General features: G+C 62.7%; 17 protein-coding genes and 1 tRNA gene. 8 read left to right on the plus strand and 10 right to left on the minus strand.

All coding sequences use genetic code 11. From position 1 onward, the window contains the following. Positions 1-13: 13 nt before the first annotated feature. The 5 genes from AC1DEK_RS16820 (at position 14) to AC1DEK_RS16840 (ending at position 3,262) form a co-directional block, all read left to right on the plus strand. Positions 14-1,141 carry an FAD-dependent oxidoreductase gene (locus AC1DEK_RS16820; RefSeq protein ID WP_478126411.1) on the plus strand — a complete coding sequence of 376 codons (1,128 nt, stop codon included), beginning with the start codon at positions 14-16 and terminating at the stop codon, positions 1,139-1,141. Next, positions 1,138-1,335, plus strand: a complete 198-nt coding sequence (thiS, locus tag AC1DEK_RS16825) for a sulfur carrier protein ThiS (protein ID WP_478126412.1) — start codon at positions 1,138-1,140, stop codon at positions 1,333-1,335. Before AC1DEK_RS16820 ends, thiS begins: the two co-directional genes overlap by 4 nt. Positions 1,336-1,342: 7 nt before the next feature. Then, positions 1,343-2,155, plus strand: a complete 813-nt coding sequence (locus AC1DEK_RS16830; protein WP_478126413.1) for a thiazole synthase — start codon at positions 1,343-1,345, stop codon at positions 2,153-2,155. A 36-nt stretch (positions 2,156-2,191) separates the two neighbouring features. Then, positions 2,192-3,121 (plus strand): thiamine phosphate synthase, encoded by a 930-nt coding sequence (locus AC1DEK_RS16835; protein ID WP_478126414.1) that lies wholly within the window; start codon positions 2,192-2,194, stop codon positions 3,119-3,121. Between the two features lie 65 nt (positions 3,122-3,186). After that, positions 3,187-3,262, plus strand: a tRNA-Asn gene (locus AC1DEK_RS16840). A gap of 180 nt (positions 3,263-3,442) precedes the next feature. On the opposite strand, the gene AC1DEK_RS16845 is transcribed toward AC1DEK_RS16840, so the two are convergent. The 9 genes from AC1DEK_RS16845 to AC1DEK_RS16885 all read right to left on the minus strand — a co-directional run bounded on the left by AC1DEK_RS16845 (position 3,443) and on the right by AC1DEK_RS16885 (position 11,360). Then, a complete protein-coding gene (locus AC1DEK_RS16845) occupies positions 3,443-3,784 on the minus strand; it encodes a DUF1090 family protein (protein WP_478126415.1) in 342 nt (113 codons plus the stop codon). 80 nt (positions 3,785-3,864) lie between these two features. Then, on the minus strand, positions 3,865-4,866 hold the full coding sequence (locus AC1DEK_RS16850) for a helix-hairpin-helix domain-containing protein (RefSeq protein WP_478126416.1): 1,002 nt from the start codon (positions 4,864-4,866) through the stop codon (positions 3,865-3,867). Positions 4,867-4,990: 124 nt separating this feature from the next. Then, complete coding sequence (locus AC1DEK_RS16855; RefSeq protein WP_478126417.1) at positions 4,991-5,932, minus strand: LysR family transcriptional regulator; 942 nt, start codon at positions 5,930-5,932, stop codon at positions 4,991-4,993. 90 nt (positions 5,933-6,022) lie between these two features. Further along, the gene (locus AC1DEK_RS16860) at positions 6,023-6,403 is read right to left on the minus strand and encodes an FHA domain-containing protein (protein ID WP_478126418.1); all 381 of its coding nucleotides are present in this window, start codon (positions 6,401-6,403) and stop codon (positions 6,023-6,025) included. Positions 6,404-6,471: 68 nt separating this feature from the next. Continuing rightward, positions 6,472-6,822 carry a hypothetical protein gene (locus AC1DEK_RS16865; protein WP_478126419.1) on the minus strand — a complete coding sequence of 117 codons (351 nt, stop codon included), beginning with the start codon at positions 6,820-6,822 and terminating at the stop codon, positions 6,472-6,474. 141 nt (positions 6,823-6,963) lie between these two features. Next, complete coding sequence (locus AC1DEK_RS16870; RefSeq protein ID WP_478126420.1) at positions 6,964-8,436, minus strand: DegQ family serine endoprotease; 1,473 nt, start codon at positions 8,434-8,436, stop codon at positions 6,964-6,966. Positions 8,437-8,538: 102 nt separating this feature from the next. Further along, positions 8,539-9,861, minus strand: coding sequence for an ATP-binding protein (locus AC1DEK_RS16875; RefSeq protein WP_478126421.1), 1,323 nt, complete (start codon positions 9,859-9,861; stop codon positions 8,539-8,541). 7 nt (positions 9,862-9,868) lie between these two features. Next, on the minus strand, positions 9,869-10,528 hold the full coding sequence (locus tag AC1DEK_RS16880; protein WP_478126422.1) for a response regulator: 660 nt from the start codon (positions 10,526-10,528) through the stop codon (positions 9,869-9,871). 61 nt (positions 10,529-10,589) lie between these two features. Further along, positions 10,590-11,360, minus strand: a complete 771-nt coding sequence (locus tag AC1DEK_RS16885) for an IclR family transcriptional regulator domain-containing protein (protein ID WP_478126423.1) — start codon at positions 11,358-11,360, stop codon at positions 10,590-10,592. 120 nt (positions 11,361-11,480) lie between these two features. On the opposite strand from AC1DEK_RS16885, the gene pobA reads away from it, so the two are divergent. Further along, positions 11,481-12,662: a 4-hydroxybenzoate 3-monooxygenase gene (gene pobA, locus AC1DEK_RS16890; RefSeq protein ID WP_478126424.1), complete on the plus strand. Its 1,182-nt coding sequence runs from the start codon at positions 11,481-11,483 to the stop codon at positions 12,660-12,662. Between the two features lie 19 nt (positions 12,663-12,681). Here the strand turns inward: pobA and AC1DEK_RS16895 are convergent, their stop codons facing one another. Next, complete coding sequence (locus AC1DEK_RS16895; RefSeq protein WP_478126425.1) at positions 12,682-15,012, minus strand: xanthine dehydrogenase family protein molybdopterin-binding subunit; 2,331 nt, start codon at positions 15,010-15,012, stop codon at positions 12,682-12,684. A 113-nt stretch (positions 15,013-15,125) separates the two neighbouring features. Between AC1DEK_RS16895 and aat the strand changes: the two genes are divergently transcribed. Beyond that, positions 15,126-15,878, plus strand: coding sequence for a leucyl/phenylalanyl-tRNA--protein transferase (gene aat / locus AC1DEK_RS16900; protein WP_478126426.1), 753 nt, complete (start codon positions 15,126-15,128; stop codon positions 15,876-15,878). Beyond that, positions 15,875-16,624, plus strand: coding sequence for an arginyltransferase (locus AC1DEK_RS16905; RefSeq protein WP_478126427.1), 750 nt, complete (start codon positions 15,875-15,877; stop codon positions 16,622-16,624). Before aat ends, AC1DEK_RS16905 begins: the two co-directional genes overlap by 4 nt. Positions 16,625-16,630 lie beyond the last annotated feature (6 nt).

The following is a 16,630-nucleotide window of genomic DNA, read 5'->3' on the forward strand; positions in this document are numbered from 1 at the left end:
GCCGGAGGGGTGCGTGAAGGCTGACAAGCGCATCGGGCTCAGTCTTCCTTTCGGGTCCGCAGCCATCATCGGCGCCGGTCTGATGGGGCGGCTGCTTGCCGTGACACTGGCGCAAGCTGGCTGCAAGGTCGACCTGTTCGATGCTGCAGGCCCCGACGCCGGCGGCGCCGCAGCGCGGGTGGCCGCCGCCATGCTGGCGCCGCTGGCCGAATCCGCGGTGGCGCCGCCTTCCGTGGTGCGCATGGGCCACTACGCACTCGAACGCTGGCCCGAGTTGATCGAATCCCTCGCCGGGCCGGTCTTCTTCCAGCGCGAAGGAACCTTGGTGCTGTGGCATCGGCAGGACAGCGCGGAGGCGTCTCGGCTGTCGCGCGTGCTCGCCGGGACGCGCGCGGCAGTGCCTGATCTCCCCGCCATGCAAACGCTCGACGCTGAAGGCATCGTTGCCGTCGAGCCCTCATTGGGGCGGCGATTCGCGCAAGGCCTGCTCTTGCCAGGCGAAGGCCAACTCGACAATCGCGAGTTGTTAGCCGCTTTGCTCGAGACGCTCCAAGCGCTGCCTGGGGTGCGCCTGCACTGGCACACTCCGCGCACGCTCGACGACTTCGCGCCCGGATCGCCGGGCCAACCCGAACGCGTGATCGACTGCAGGGGCCTGGGCGCGCGTCCTCAGTGGAACGCGATTCGCGGCGTGCGCGGCGAAGTCATCCGCGTGCACGCACCTGAGGTCACGCTGCGACGCCCGACGCGACTGGTGCATCCGCGATATCCGCTCTACATCGCGCCCAAGCCTGGGAGCGTGTTCGTCATCGGAGCGACCGAGATCGAGTCGGATGACATGTCGCCCGCCAGCGTGCGTTCCACGCTCGAACTGTTGAGCGCAGCGTATTCCGTGCATAGCGGCTTCGCGGAGGCCCGCATCATCGAAATCGCGACACAATGCCGTCCCACCCTTCCCGACAATCTGCCAGCCGTGCGCCACCCGCGCCCCGGTGTGATGCAGATCAACGGCCTGTACAGGCACGGGTTCATGATCGCACCCGCCATTCTCGATATGGCGATGGAGATGCTCGCGAACGGGCACTCGACCCTAGCTGGCCGTTTCGATCTGCCGGCCGGCCTGGAAGAGGCAATCTCATGAAGATTCTGATCAACGACCTTCCTCATACGCTCCCGCCCGAATCCAAGCTCGTCGACGCGCTGCGCCTCATCAACGCCACGCCGCCTTTCGCCGCGGCAGTGAATCGCCAGTTCGTCCCGCGATCGAGTTACTCGTCGCACACGCTGCACGCCGACGACCGCATTGAAGTGATCCGTCCGGTGACGGGCGGCTGAGAACACCATGAATTCCTCTTACCCCGCGAATGACCCGCTCGTGCTGTACGGGCAGCCTTTTCAGAGCCGCCTTCTGCTCGGCACTGCGCGTTACCCATCGCCGGATATCCTCGAAGCTGCGGTTTGCAGGGCGCGACCCGCGATGCTGACCGCCTCGCTGCGCCGCCAGACGGCGGCGTCGGGCACATCCGGCAGCGACAACGGTTTCTGGGACCTTCTGCGGCGACTTGATGTGCCGGTGCTGCCCAACACTGCTGGCTGCCACAGCGTGCAGGAAGTCATCGCCACGGCGCAGATGGCGCGCGAACTGTTCGACACGCCGTGGATCAAGCTCGAACTCATCGGCGACGACTACACGCTCCAACCCGACACGCTGAACCTGGTCGATGCCGCATCGCAATTGATCCGAGACGGGTTTCAGGTATTGCCATACTGCACCGAAGACCTCGTGCTATGCCAAAGGCTCGTCGATGTCGGATGTCAGGCCGTGATGCCTTGGGCAGCGCCAATTGGCACCGGCCGCGGGCCGGTCAATCCATATGCGCTCCAGATGCTGCGCGAGCGCTTGACGGTGCCGCTGCTCGTCGATGCCGGCCTCGGTCTGCCGTCTCACGCCTGCCAAGTCATGGAATGGGGTTACGACGGCGTGCTGCTCAACACTGCCGTTGCACTCGCCCAAGATCCGGTCGCCATGGCGGGTGCATTCGCGGACGCGGTGCACGCCGGTCGAGAGGCGCATCGTGCCGGCGCCATGGCCGCACAGCTCTCTGCTCAGCCGAGCACGCCGGTGCTTGGGACCCCCTTCTGGCATCAAGCCTGAATATCAACCCCGAATGCGGTGGACGCAATGAACATCATGAATTCGCCTGAAGACGCGAGCGCCATCGCACATGCCATCGTCAAGGCGCACGCAGGTCGCTTTGGGGAGAGCAGCAACACGGCCGATGCTTTCTCGTCGACAGGAAGCGTCTATCGCGGCGCCAAGCAAGCATGCGCCGCATTCGGCTTTATCGAAGTCGACGCCGAGTGCCTTGCAAATGCATGGGATGCGCAAACGCGACGCACCGGCACCTTCGATGCAAACGCGTGGCCCGACAACCCGGTCGACTTCGGCATGAGGGCATTCCCGCCCGCTTCTCGCGAAGACGCGTTCCCCCAGTGTCCGCAGAAGTTGGGCCTCTATGCCGTACTGCCAGATTCGCAATGGGTGGGGCGCATGGCCAAGTCTGGCGTGCCGACTGTTCAGTTGCGCTTCAAATCGAAAGACGCGAAAGCAATTGCCCAAGAGGTCCGCGCGGCGGTGGAAGCGGTGCGCGGCACGGAGAGTCTTCTGTTCATCAACGATCATTGGCGTGCAGCCATCGAGGCGAGAGCCTACGGCCTTCATCTCGGTCAGGAAGACCTCGACGCGCTGACACCACAGGATCTGAAGTCGATCCAATCGTCGGGCCTCCGCCTTGGCGTCAGCACGCACGGGTACGCGGAGATGGTGCGCGCTGATGCCGTGAGCCCGAGCTACATCGCGATGGGTGCGGTGTATCCCACTACCCTGAAGCAGATGGCCACGGCACCACAAGGCGTCGCACGACTGGATGCTTACGCTCGGCTGCTGCGAGGCTATCCGCAGGTCGGCATCGGAGGTATCGATGCGGCACGCATGGCCGATGTTCTGGCGACAAGTGTGGGGTCGGTGGCGGTGGTGCGCGCGATCATTTCCGATCCCGATCCCGAAGCCGCTGCGGGCCGACTGATGACCATGATGCGAACGTCGTCGAACTTGGGATGAAAAAAATGCAGGTTGTTGCGTCGAGTCTGAAAAGCCAAAAAACGACGCTATAATTTGAGGCTTGTTCCTCGATAGCTCAGTCGGTAGAGCGCCGGACTGTTAATCCGTAGGTCCCTGGTTCGAGCCCAGGTCGAGGAGCCACTACAAGCCGCAAGGCCTCTGGAAAGCCCGCTACATTTTTGTAGCGGGCTTTTTCTTTGTGATTTCGGTTTGTGCCATTGTTTGCGCCTTTCACTCGCTGCACTTGCGACTTCCGGACTGCGGCCGCGTCTTAGACCGGAGAAGTCAGGCGGGTGGCGCCCCTACTTCTCCACTTCCGATCTACTTCTTCTCAGCCACGAGCTTCCGCAAATCCTCTTCGGCGCGATCAAGATCGAGCCTCAATTGCAGGACCACATTCTTCTGCCGCATGACGCGCGCTTCGTGACTTTCCTGCGAGGCGATTTCATCGCAGCGGCTTCGCAAGGCGTCCAGGGATTCCTGGAGTTGGCGCCGACGCAGCATCTGCCCTCTCGAACGAGCGGCACGCATGTCTTTTTCAAGCGCGGCCTGCTGCGCATAGCAATCAGCCTCAATCTTCTTGGAGGGTTGCGACTGAGCGTTGACATGCGCCGAACACAGAAGGCCAATAGCAACTGCGCTAGTACAAAGGTGCAATTTCATGAGATGGATCGAGTCAAGGGTCGTGACATCTTGCACCAAGTCCATCCGCGGACAAAGCCGCAGATGGAACGAACACTCGATCAGGCGGGGAAGCCTGTCGCAGTTGACATGCCGCGCCGATATGGTTGCGGCGCCACGTATGATCCGAGAAAGCCAAGAACCCGATCGGACGTGACGCGCCCCATTCCGCGGAAAGAAGCAACGTCTCCTTGAGCAGCGACGCTTCGGAGACTGCCGAGCGTATCAATGCCGCAAGCACTCAACGAGTCCACCGACGTGCCCAGCCAAGGCCGCAATTCGGCAATGGGGGTTTCGCCTGCCGTAGGGACCGGGAGTTCCTTCGCCGTCATCAGACCATGGCGCCAAAGATCGATTGGAGAGGCTGAACTGGTGAAGGGACGATCGGTGGCCAGCAACAGGTCGTAGATCTCTCGCGCTTCGCGCTTGCCGAAGTTTTCGCATAGCGAAGCAAGTGTCAGCCGCCGCAATTGGCCGACCGTCTCGAAGCCATGGGCGAGCGCCCTGCTCAATGTGGATGACCTCAGCCCCAGCGAGGAAACGAACGCTGAGTCCACGAGCCCGCGCAGGGCGAGCGCGCGAGCGTCGGACGGCAAGGCGAGCACCGCCTTGCTTTGCTCATGCGCGCGCTCTTCGACATTGGGGTTCGGAAGAAAGTCGAGTCCCACGCGAGCCAGCATTTCACGCAATCTTCCGACAGTTCTTGCGCCGATCGCCTCTTCGTTCAGCAACTCTTGCTCGCTGATGGCCGACAGATCCTCGATGCAGAAGATGCTGAGTTCGCGCAACGCTTCTCTCGCGCTTGCACGCACGGCAAGTTCATCGATCGGCGTCTCGGGCTTGAGTTGGACGGGTGTATCGAGGCGCTGTGGACCTTTCGGGCGCCAGTTGAACGAAGGAAAGGTGAACGGTGATCCAGAAGGTATGACGTGTTCCCGCACAGCGACTCCGTGTTGTCGCTTTGCTTCAACGATCGCAGCGCGCAGGGCGCCGAGACTTGCCAGCAATTCTTCATCCGGCAGTTGTGCCAGGTCGTCAACGGTTCGAATGATTCGATAGGACATAGCAGAGACATATAGCGGCGACGGGCAAAGTATTGGGAGTCGAAGGATCGTTGTCCATGGCGGGCGCGGATATGCGCTATGCGCCAATTGGATTGGCGCGCTGGGCACGCGCCAGCCTTGACGGCTAAGAGGCCTGAGTAAGCGGCTGGAGGCTCTTCACGACCTGGTCGCGAAACCAGGTGTGGGCGGCATGCCGATGCGTGCGGTCATGCCAGGAAAGATAGATATCCAACGGAGGTACATGCACCGGCAATAGCACTTCCGCCAAACCCAGTTCATTGCTGAAACGCTTCAGCAAAGATGCAGGCAAAAGCGCGACCATGTCAGAATCAGCAAGCAGGTGCGGAGCAGTCAGGTAGTTGGGTGTGACGAACCGGCGATTGCGCCGGTACCCTTGTGCGCCGAGGACCTGGTCCACCGATTCGCCAAAGCAGTTCACTGTGTTTGGCATGATCACAAGGTGCTCGAGCGCCGCAAACTCCTTGGGCGACAGGGTTCGGCCCACTGCGGGATGATCCTTCCGAGCGCCGCAGACGATGTGATCTCTGAACAGCAAACGGTGCCGCAAGTCGCGAAGACTCATGGGCAAAATTCCAGCGGCGAAATCCACTTCGCCGGCCTCCAGCACCTTGTTGAAGTGGGAAGGATGCACGGGATGGCGCGTCAATACGCTGATTCGCGGGAAGGCGGCGCTCAATCGTTTCAGCAGACCTTCAATGAATACGCATTCGAGGTAATCGGTGACCACCATCCGGAACTCATATTGGGTAGTCCCGGGATCGAAGGCCACCGCGTCACCGAGCAGTTCGTCCATCTCTCGGAGGATGCGATCGGCAAAGTCGCGCAGCTGAATCGCCTTGGCGGTGGGTATGAGCCCGCTTCCGCCTCGTACAAGAATCGGGTCTGCGGTGACTGCACGCAGTTGGCTCATCGCACGGCTCATTGCGGGCTGGCTGATTGAAAGCGCGTCCGCCGCTCGCGATACGTGTGAATGATCGATCAGCGCGACCAGGCACTTCAGTAGATAAAAGTTCAGCTCGCCGCTGTCGTTTCTCTTTTGCTGCATGGGTGCTGTTTTCTGCCGGGCACCGGGAGTATCGCACCCGCTTCAGGGGTGCCATGCAGGCCTCGGTTGCTCCCCGAAGCCGCGCCGACCTCAGGCTTTGCCGCTGAGCTTGAGCATGTCGATGTCGGATAGTTTGCCGGGAATGGTCACGAGCCGAAGCGCCTCGGCTGCACCAATCGGAGATTCGCTTGCCAGAAAACGGATCTGATAGCTGCCGATCTTGATCTCGTCACCGCTGCTCAAGGCGCTCACATCACCCCGATCACCGTTGACGTAGGTTCCGTTGTGGCTTTGAAGATCGCGGATCGTCATCGCATTCCCGACGGTTTCGAAGACAGCATGAGACCTGCTCACCAACGGACTGTCCAGAACCAGATCGCAGCTGTCGGCGCGACCGATGACAAATGGCGTCCCCGTGATGTTGACCTGCTTGGCCGACCCGTTTTTCTGCAGCACGATAAGTCTTGGCATCGTTCAAATCCTGGAGGCGGGAGAGACTCCCGATCGAAACCCGATCGCGCAACAGCAGCGACGCTCGACTACAACACCGGGTGACCGGTCGTGAACATACACGAGTCAGGGCCGTTGGCGGAGCTAGATGAATTTGACGAGGACTTGTCTTCCTTCTCCAGGAAGTCGCCGGCGACGCTTTCGCCCATGCCCACCGGATTCCTCGGCTTGCCGAACGGCGCGAGCCCCTGCAACACCCGTAGGGCTGACGCACCCTGGATCAGCGCTTCCGAATAATCGGGCAATCCTTGCGTCGACGAATCGATCGGCCGGTACCCAAGGCAGTCCTCGGTCTCCGCCTGTACCGGTTCCATCAGCACCCAATGAAATTCATTCGGTTCCAACTCGAGAACAGTGAGCGCAATGTCGCGGAGTGCCATAGGGAAATCTCTTATTCAGCCGTTTCAAGAATTGTTACAGCTGCCAGAAATATCCGCCAAGGTAATTTGGCACATTGCGCCTCGGCCGGGCCGCGAACCGGGTACTAAGTCTCGAACACGGTGTCGCAGCCCGTATCCGGGTCAGCTCAGGCGAACAGGCACGAAGATCTTGTCGCCATCGCGCTGGATGAGCAAGGCAACCGACTTGTCGGCCTTGGCCACGACGGCGCGGACCTGATCGATGTTTTTCGCAGGCGTGCCGTTGATGGCAAGCAGAACGTCGCCAGTCTGGACGCCGGCCAAGGCAGCCGGACCACCGACGTTGACGATCAGCAGGCCACCGTCGACCGAGGCCTCGCGCTGCTCTTCAGGTTGCAGCGGTCGCAGAGCCAAGCCGAGCTTGCCTTGATTCCCTGCGTCGTCGTTCTTCGCGACGGTTGCGGCCTTGTCCGAGGCGTCGCCGAGCTTGGCGGTGATCTCTTCGCGCGAGCCCTGGCGCCACACTTCAAGCGTGATCTTGGTGCCGGGCTTCTTCTGGCCGATCACTGCGGGCAGATCGCCCGAAGACACGATCGCATCGCCATCGACCTTGCGGATGACGTCGCCCGAGCGCAATCCGGCCTGATCGGCGGGGCCGCCCTTCTCGACGTTCGAGACCAACGCGCCTTCGGGCTTGTCGAGCTTGAAGGAATCGGCGAATGTCTGATTGACCTCTTGCACCGCGACGCCCAGACGGGCATGGCTCGCCTTGCCAGTGGCGACGATCTGATCCTTGATCTGGATCGCCACGTCGATCGGAATCGCGAACGAAACGCCTTGGTAGCCACCGCTGCGGCTGTAGATCTGCGAATTGATGCCGACCACTTCGCCGCGCGTATTGATCAGCGGACCACCGGAATTGCCGGGATTCACTGCCACGTCGGTCTGGATGAACGGAACGTAGCCGTCGTCAGGCAACGAGCGGCCCTTTGCGCTCACAACGCCAGCGGTCACGGTGTTCTCGAATCCGAACGGGGAACCGATTGCGAGCACCCATTCGCCGACCTTCAGATCCTTGGTCTTGCCCATGGCGAGAGTCGGCAGGTTCTTCGCATCGATCTTGAGAACGGCGACGTCCGTCTTCGGATCAGACCCCAGCACCTTCGCGTGGAACTCGCGGCGGTCGGTGAGCTTCACGGTGACGTCCTTGGCGTCCTTCACCACGTGGGCATTGGTCAGGATGATGCCGTCGGCGCTCACGATGAAGCCGGAGCCCTGGCCGCGAACCGGCACTTCACGCTGCTGCTGCTGACCGCGCGGGCCGATCTGGCCCTGGAAGCGGCGGAAGAATTCGAACATCGGATCATCCGGGTCCATTCCCTGCATGGCTTGGGGCCCTTCCGAAGCAGCCTTGGTACCGACGACGCTGATGTTGACGACAGCAGGGCCGGTCTCGGCGGTGATGCTGGAGAAGTCAGGCATGGAAACCTGCGGTGCGGCGGCGAGCGCTGTGGCCGTGGGCGTGGAACCCAGGGCGTTGGCGCTGGTGTAGGCACCTGTGGCGGCGGCGCCGATCAGACCGGCTGCGGCCAGCGAAAGGACAAGCGCCCGGGGAGAGTTCAAACGGTTCTTCATTTGTGATCCTTTCGAGGGTTTTGAAATCAACGAAAGGAATGTCGCGCCGCACGCTTAAGCGCGCCTTAAATTCAGGCGCGTCTGATGGCGCTCCGGGCGCACTTAGATGTCGGGTGCGAAACGAACCACTACGCGAAGACCGCCGAGGGTTTTTGAATGATCGAGCGATACGGTGGCACCGTGCAGCTCGGCGATTGACTTCACGATGGCGAGACCGAGTCCACTGCCGGGCACCTGCGGCTCGCCGGAACGGTAGAAGCGATCGAGCACCCGCTCGCGTTCATCTGCGGCAATGCCAGGGCCGCTGTCGTCGACCGTGAGTTCGACTCCATCTGCGAGCCTGAGAACAGCGACGTCCACGCGGCCACCGCCCGGCGTGTACTTGACGGCGTTGTCGAGGAGATTTCGGACCATCATTCGCACTGCCTCTGCCTGACCGGTGACCGTCGCCGGATCCGCCCGTACGAGTCCGACGTCGATGTCTTGCGCCTGCGCTGCGGCAACTGCATCGGAGATTGCCAGACGGACTACCTCCGGCAGGCTGATGGTTTCGCGCTCCGCCCCCGCCGCCGCGCTGGCCTCGTGCCGCGCCAACGCGAGCATCTGCTCGACAAGCCTGGCCGCACGGTCGATGCCCGCAGCCAGCCTCGCGACAGCAAGGTCGCGGGTGGGTTGATCGGGCGCGCGCTGCAGCCCCTGCACCTGCAGCTTGATCGCGGTCAACGGCGAGCGCAGTTCGTGGGCCGCATCGGCCACGAAGTGCTTCTGCGCGTCAAAGGCCTTCTGAACACGATCGAAAAGCAGATTGAGTTCATGCACCAGCGGCCGAACTTCCTCGGGAAGGTCGTCTTCGCTCAAGGGCGACAGATCATCGGCCTGCCGCGCGGCAACCTGCCCGCGGACGCGCGCGACCGGCGCAAGCGAACGGCTTACCACCCACCAGACGACCAGCATCAGCAAAGGTGCAGCGAGCGCGATGGGCCCGACCGTGCGCAACGCCAGCGATCCCGCCATTCGGCGGCGAGCGGCCATGTCCTGTGCGACCTGGATCACCAATGGGCCGGCTTGCATCGAAAACACGCGATAGGTCGTGCGCCGCGCCTGGACGTTCGAAAACCCCAGGACCGCTCGCTGAGGCAGTGCCGCCTGTGCGGCGGATTCGAAGATGCGGATGCCGTCGGCGGTCCAGACCTGCACGATGAATTCGAAGTTCTCTTCGCCGGCGCCAAGACCACCGAGTCCGCCCACAGTCGCGCTGGGCGGCAGCCCGGCACGCAGCGAAAGCGCCATTTGCTGCATGTGGTGATCAAAGATGTCGTCGGCTTCGTGAAGCACTGTCCTGTAGGCCACGAAGCCCTGGATGCCAGCGGCCATCAGGATGGCGGCAAGGAGAAACCACAGGAGACGCGCACGAAGTGATTTCATGTGCCCGTCATTCCTTGGGAACCATGTAGCCGACGCCGCGCACATTCCGGATCAGGTCGGCGCCGAGCTTCTTTCGCAGTCCGTGTACGTACACCTCCACGGCATTGCTGCTGATCTCGTCCTTCCAGCTGTAGAGCTTTTCTTCGAGCTGCGCCCGGGACAGCACCATCCCCGGACGCGCGAGCAGCGGCTCCAGCACCGCCCATTCGCGGGCGGAAAGCATTACCGGCTGCCCGGCAACGCTGACTTCGCGGGTGGCCGGATTGACCGTCACACCCTTGTGCTCATAGACCGGCTCCGCCCGCCCGGAGGCTCGGCGCAAAAGGGCGCGAATGCGCGCCAGGAGCTCGTCGAGATCGTAGGGTTTCAGCACGTAGTCGTCGGCGCCGGCATCCAATCCCTCGATACGCTGCCGGACGGAATCGCGCGCGGTGGCGATCAGCACCGGCATGCGCTGCTTGCGGGCACGCAGCGCACGCAGCACATCGAGGCCGTCCCGGCGCGGCACACCGAGGTCGAGCAGGACGAGGTCGTATTGCTGCGAGCGAAGCGCACTGTCCGCGGTTTCGCCGTCCTTGACCCAGTCGACCGCATACTGCTCCGCACGCAGCAAATCGAGCACGGTCTCACCGATCATCACGTCATCTTCAAGCAGCAGGAGTCGCATGGTCAGTCGTCCGTACCCGTCTGGGCTGATTGGAGATCGTAGCGGCGATCAGGTTCATTGCTCACAGAAGCGCCCTCACCTCACGCGCAGCCTCGAACAGCAGCGGCAGCATGTCGCGTCGCAATGCCTCTTCCTTGTGGTGGCCCCCTGAAAGCACGACGTTGAGTGCCGCAACGGTGTGGCCCTGCATGTCGCGCAGCGGAACCGCCAAGGCCTGCACGCCGAGTTCGTGTTCTTCGCTGGCAAAGCAGAAATCGTCCTTGCGAACCTGCGCCACGCGCTGACGGAGCATCCGCAGCTGGGTCAGCGTGTGCGGAGTGAGGCGCGGAAGGCTTCGCCCTTTGAGCCACTGGGTGAGCTGCGCGGCGCTGAGGGCTGCGAGCAGGACACGGCCCGTCGAAGTCGCATGCGCCGGCAGACGCGCACCGAGATGAAGTCCGTAAGCCAGCACTCGATTGGGCGCCCCGTAGCTCCCGCTGCGCGCGACGATGACCACTTCCTCGCCGTCGAGCACCACGGCCGAGAACGATTCCTGCGTCTGGGCGGCGAGCCGGTTCAGCGTCGGCTGCAGTGCGCGCGGCAGCCTGGAGGACGCGAGATAGCTGCCTGAAAAGCGCAGGACCTTGGGCGCCATCCAGAAATAGCTGCCGTCGGTTTCGAGGTAGCCGAGGTGGGAAAGCGTCAGCAGATGCCGACGCGCCGCAGCACGCGTCAGCCCGGCACGTTCCGCAGCCAGCGTCGCGTTGAGCCGTTGGCGCTCGGTATCAAAGCTTTCCAGTACGGCCATTCCTTTGGCGACGCCTTCGATGAAGTCTTGTTTTGCGATGGTCATGAAAGAACTGTTGCGCGATGATCGCGCAGGTGGCCTCATGATCGCACAGAGCATGAACTCGCGCCGTCACGAAACCACCTTGGCGCCCTACGCTCGGCGGCACGCCATCAGGAGACAACCATGCGAACACAGGTCGCCATCATCGGAGCAGGTCCTGCCGGACTCTTGCTCGGGCAGTTGCTGCACAAGGCAGGCATCGACAACATCATCATTGAACGCCAGACGAGCGAATACGTGCTCGGACGCATCCGTGCGGGCGTCCTGGAACAGGTCACGATGGACCTCCTGTCCCGCGCAGGCGTCGACGCCCGAGCCAAGGCCGAAGGGCTGCCGCACGAAGGCATCGAGTTGCTGTTCAAAGGTGCCCGCCATCGCATCGACATGCATGGGCTCACCGGCGGGAAACAGGTCACTGTCTATGGGCAGACGGAGGTCACTCGCGACCTGATGGCCGCCCGCGACGCCGAGAGCCTCACCACCGTCTACAGCGCATCGCAGGTCAGCCTGCACGATTTCGACACGCTTGCCCCGCGCGTCCGATACGAAAAAGACGGCGCAACGCACGAAATCGAGTGCGACTTCATCGCCGGATGCGACGGCTATCACGGCGTGAGCCGCGCCAGTGTTCCTGCGCAGTCGCTGCACATGTACGAAAAGGTTTATCCCTTCGGCTGGCTGGGCGTGCTGGCGGATGTCCCGCCTGTTTCGCATGAACTGATTTACGCCAACACGTCGCGCGGATTTGCCCTTTGCAGCATGCGCAGCGCCACGCGCAGCCGCTACTACGTTCAGGTGCCGACAGATGAACGGGTCGAGAACTGGAGCGACGACGCATTCTGGAATGAACTGCGACTGCGGCTGGACCCTGAAGCCCGCGAGCGTCTCGTGACCGGCCCTTCGCTCGAAAAAAGCATCGCGCCGCTGCGCAGCTTCGTGGCCGAGCCGATGCGCTTCGGGAGCCTCTTCCTGGCAGGCGACGCGGCGCACATCGTCCCGCCCACAGGTGCCAAGGGATTGAACCTGGCGACGGCGGATGTCGGTTACCTCTCGCGCGCCCTCGAAATTTTCTATGGCGAGAAGTCCGCTTCGGCGCTGGACCGCTACTCCGACCTCTGTCTGCGTCGCGTGTGGAAGGCCGAGCGCTTCTCGTGGTGGTTCACGTCACTGATGCACCGATTTCCAGAAACCGGCGAATTCGGCCAGAAGATCCAGGAAGCCGAACTCGACTACCTGGTTCATTCGCGCGCGGCCTCGACGTCCCTGGCTGAAAACTACGTCGGATTGCCGCTCGAGGATTTCTGAATTTCTGACAGCGGGCGGCTCAACCCGCCGAAGCCATCAACTGCCAGACCCGGGCCGGCGTCAGCGGCATGTCCAGGTGCGGCGTGCGGTCGGCCATGCCGTTCCGCGCCAGTGCGTCGGCCACCGCATTGACAATGGCCGGCGTCGCGCCGATGGTGCCGAGTTCGCCGACTCCCTTCACGCCCAACGGGTTGTTCTTACAGGGCGTCGACTCGTCCATCTCCATGCGGAACATCGACGCAAGCGTCTCGGCTCTCGGAGCGGCGTAGTCCATCAGGCTGCCTGTCAATGGCTGCCCGGTTTGGGGGTCGTACACCACTTGCTCGTAAAGCGCCTGGCCGATCCCCTGCACCGCCCCACCCTCCAACTGGCCGCGGACGATCAGTGGATTGACCACACGTCCGACGTCATTGACTGAGGCATAGCGCAGCACACTGACTTCGCCCGTCGGCGGGTCGATTTCCACCTCGGTGATGTGGCATCCGTTGGGCCACGTCGGGCCCGACACCGTGCTGGTCGAGTCCACGAAGATCTGCCGATCAGGTTGATGGCCTGCCAGCGTGAACAGATCGACCGAAAGATCGGTGCCTGCGACCTTGAAGACTCCCGCCGAGTACTCGACGTCGGCTGGGGAAACTTCGAGTTCCTGCGCCGCGAGTTCCTTGGCCTTGTCGATGGTCCGTTCGGACCCCACCCGAACCGCGGATCCGCCCGTGAAAAGCGATCGGGAACCCGCGCTGCCGAATCCATCCCCACGATCCGTGTCGCCCAGGATGATCTTCACTTTTTCGATGGGTACGCCGAATGCATCGACAACCAATTGCGCCAAGGTGGTCGCGATGCCCTGTCCCATTGCGTTGACGGCGGAAAACACTTCGATCATGCCGTCGGCCTGGACCGATACAGTCACCCGTTCCTCGAAGACATTGCCACCAGTCCACTCCAGGAATGTGGCGATGCCGAGCCCGCGAACGCGCCCGGCCTGCTTCGACTCGGCTGCGCGCGCATCGAAACCCTGCCAGTCCGCCAGCGCCAATGCCTGGTTCATGACCGATTCGAACTGCCCCGTGTCATAAGTCTGGTGCATCGGATTCGTGTACGGCATCTGCTCTGGACGGATGAAATTGCGCCGGCGCAGCTCGATACGGTCGATGCCCGTCTGGCGGGCAGCTTCGTCCATCAAGCGCTCCATCGTGTAGATGGCCTCCGGACGGCCTGCTCCCCGATAGGCGCCCGTTGGTGCCGTGTTGGTCAGCACCGCCTTGAAATGGAAATCGATGGTCTGGATGTCGTAGACGCTGGTTTGCACCCATGGCCCGATGAGCAGTTGGATCGCAACCCCGGTGCCGGTCGCATAGGCACCGACGTTCGCATGGGTCTTGATCCGAAGGCCAAGGATTTTGCCCTGCGCGTCGAGCGCCAGCTCGGCGCGCGCCTCGATGTCGCGGCCATGCGACGTCGAAAGAAATTCTTCGCTTCGCTCGGCGATCCACTTGACCGGCCGCCGCAGGGCGCGCGCTGCGAACGCGACAGCGATGTCTTCGGGATACGCACCGGTCTTCATGCCGAAACCGCCGCCGACATCGCCGACGACCACGCGCACTTTTTCCTTGGGCAAGCCGATGGCGTCGCAAACGGAGTCGCGAACACCCGAGGGCATTTGCGTGCTCATGCGGATCGTGAGCCGCTCCGATGCAGCGTCGAAATCGACGACCACGGAACGCGGCTCGATCGTGAGCGCGACAACCCTCTGGTTGATAACGTCGAGCGCCACAATGTGCTTGGCCTTGGCGAACGCTTCGGCCGTGGCCTCGCTGCTGCCGTGGCGCATCTCGGCCGCGATATTGCCAGTGGCCTCATCCCAGATCAGCGGCGCACCGTCCGCGGTTGCGCCAGGCAGATCGACAACCATAGGCAGTTCTTCGTACTCAACCATCACCGCTTCGGCGGCGTCCCGCGCTTGTTGCGCAGTCTCCGCGACAACGACGGCCACCGGCTCGCCCACAAAGCGCACCCGCTCGACGGCCAGCGCGCGTCGCGGCGGCGTGGCGCAGTCCGAGCCGTCGGCGCGCTTGAACCCGGCAGCGCCTGGCATCGGCTTGACGCCGGCCTGCGCCAGATCGGCACCGGAGTAGACGCCGAGCACGCCCGGCATGCCGGTGGCGGACGCCGTGTCCACCGAGACCAGCTTGGCGTGCGGGTACGGAGAGCGAACGAAGCTCAGCCAGGCTTGGCCCGGCAGCGCGACGTCATCGGTATAGCGGCCGGCACCGGCCAGCAAGTCTTCGTCTTCGAGCCGCCTGACTGCCTGGCCGCTCCCGAAGCGCGCGGGGTTCGTTTCAGTTGTCACCGTAGTCCTTTTTGTCTGGAGGAAATTTTCGGAACAGATAACGACTATATGGGCTTCGGGTACTTTCGGCATTGACTGACTGCGATCTGGCCGAAGCGTGTAACCATTCCAAAATGCAATTGCCCTGGCTAGACCCCGGTGACCCCTTGCCTGACGCGGCCATGGCGTGGGGCGATGCCGACCCGGTTCCCGGTCTGCTCGCAGCCGGCGGGTCGCTGGACGTCGCAAGCCTGCTGCAGGCGTACGCCCAAGGAATCTTCCCGTGGTTCAGCGACGGCCAGCCCATTCTTTGGTGGAGTCCCGATCCGCGCATGGTGCTGGAAACCGCTCGATTCAAGCTTCACCGCTCTCTTCGCAAGACGCTCCTTCGATTCGTCGCCGCCGAAGGCTGCGAAGTCCGCATCGACCAAGATTTTGTGAAGGTGATCTCGAACTGCTCGCAAACCCCGCGTGCGGGCCAGAGCGGCACGTGGATTCTTCCGGAAATGGTGCGCGCCTACACCGCACTTCATCGCGCGGGGCATGCCCACAGCGTCGAAACGTGGGTCGACGGCCAACTCGTCGGCGGACTCTACTGCGTCGGAATCGGGCGCGCGGTCTTCGGCGAATCCATGTTCGCGCGAAGACCGGACGCATCCAAGATCGCACTGGCTGCGCTCGTCTCCTTCTGCTTGCATCACGGCATCGCCATGATCGACTGCCAGCAGAACACGGCCCATCTTGCCAGCCTCGGCGCCCGGGAAATGCCGCGCCAGCGCTTCGTGTCGCACGTCGCCCACGCGCACCTCATGGACGCTCCTGTGTGGCGCTTCGACCCCGTATACTGGAACGAACTCCTGTCCGCGCGACCCTTGCCAAAGACGTGACGCACCTCAAGGACCTTCCGCTCCATACGCTGCAGTTCTACGCGACGGCTCCCTATCCGTGCAGCTATCTGCCGGACCGGCAGGCGCGCTCGCAGGTTGCCACGCCCAGCCACCTCATCCACAACGACGCCTATTCGGATCTCGTACTGAGCGGGTTCCGTCGAAGCGGCATGTTCACCTATCGGCCCTATTGCGACGGATGCAATGCATGCATTCCGTTGCGTGTGCTAGTCAACGAGTTCCGTCCGACCCGAAGCCAACGCCGCGCCCAGACCCGCCACGCCAATCTGCAAGCGCGCGTGCTGAAACTGTGCTTTGTCCCCGAGCACTATCAGCTCTATTTGCGCTATCAGAACGGGCGGCATGCGGGCGGCGGCATGGACCACGACAGCATCGACCAATACACCCAGTTCCTGCTGCAAAGCAGGGTCAACTCGCGCCTCGTGGAGTTTCGCGAAACCCTGCCCGACGGCAGCCCAGGCGCTCTGAAGATGGTTTCCATCCTCGACGTGCTCAACGATGGGCTTTCGGCCGTCTACACCTTCTACGAACCCGAGCCGGGCGCCGGGTATGGCAACTACAGCGTGCTTTGGCAGATCCAGCAGGCGCGCAAGCTTGGGCTGCCGCACGTGTATCTGGGCTACTGGATCGAAGGAAGCTCCAAGATGAACTACAAGGCGCGCTACGCACCGCACGAGGTACTGATTGACGGACGGTGGCAGGCGCCAAGTCATTTCACCACGTAAAATCGC

The sequence above is a fragment of the Variovorax sp. 10N420 genome (genome assembly GCF_056394705.1).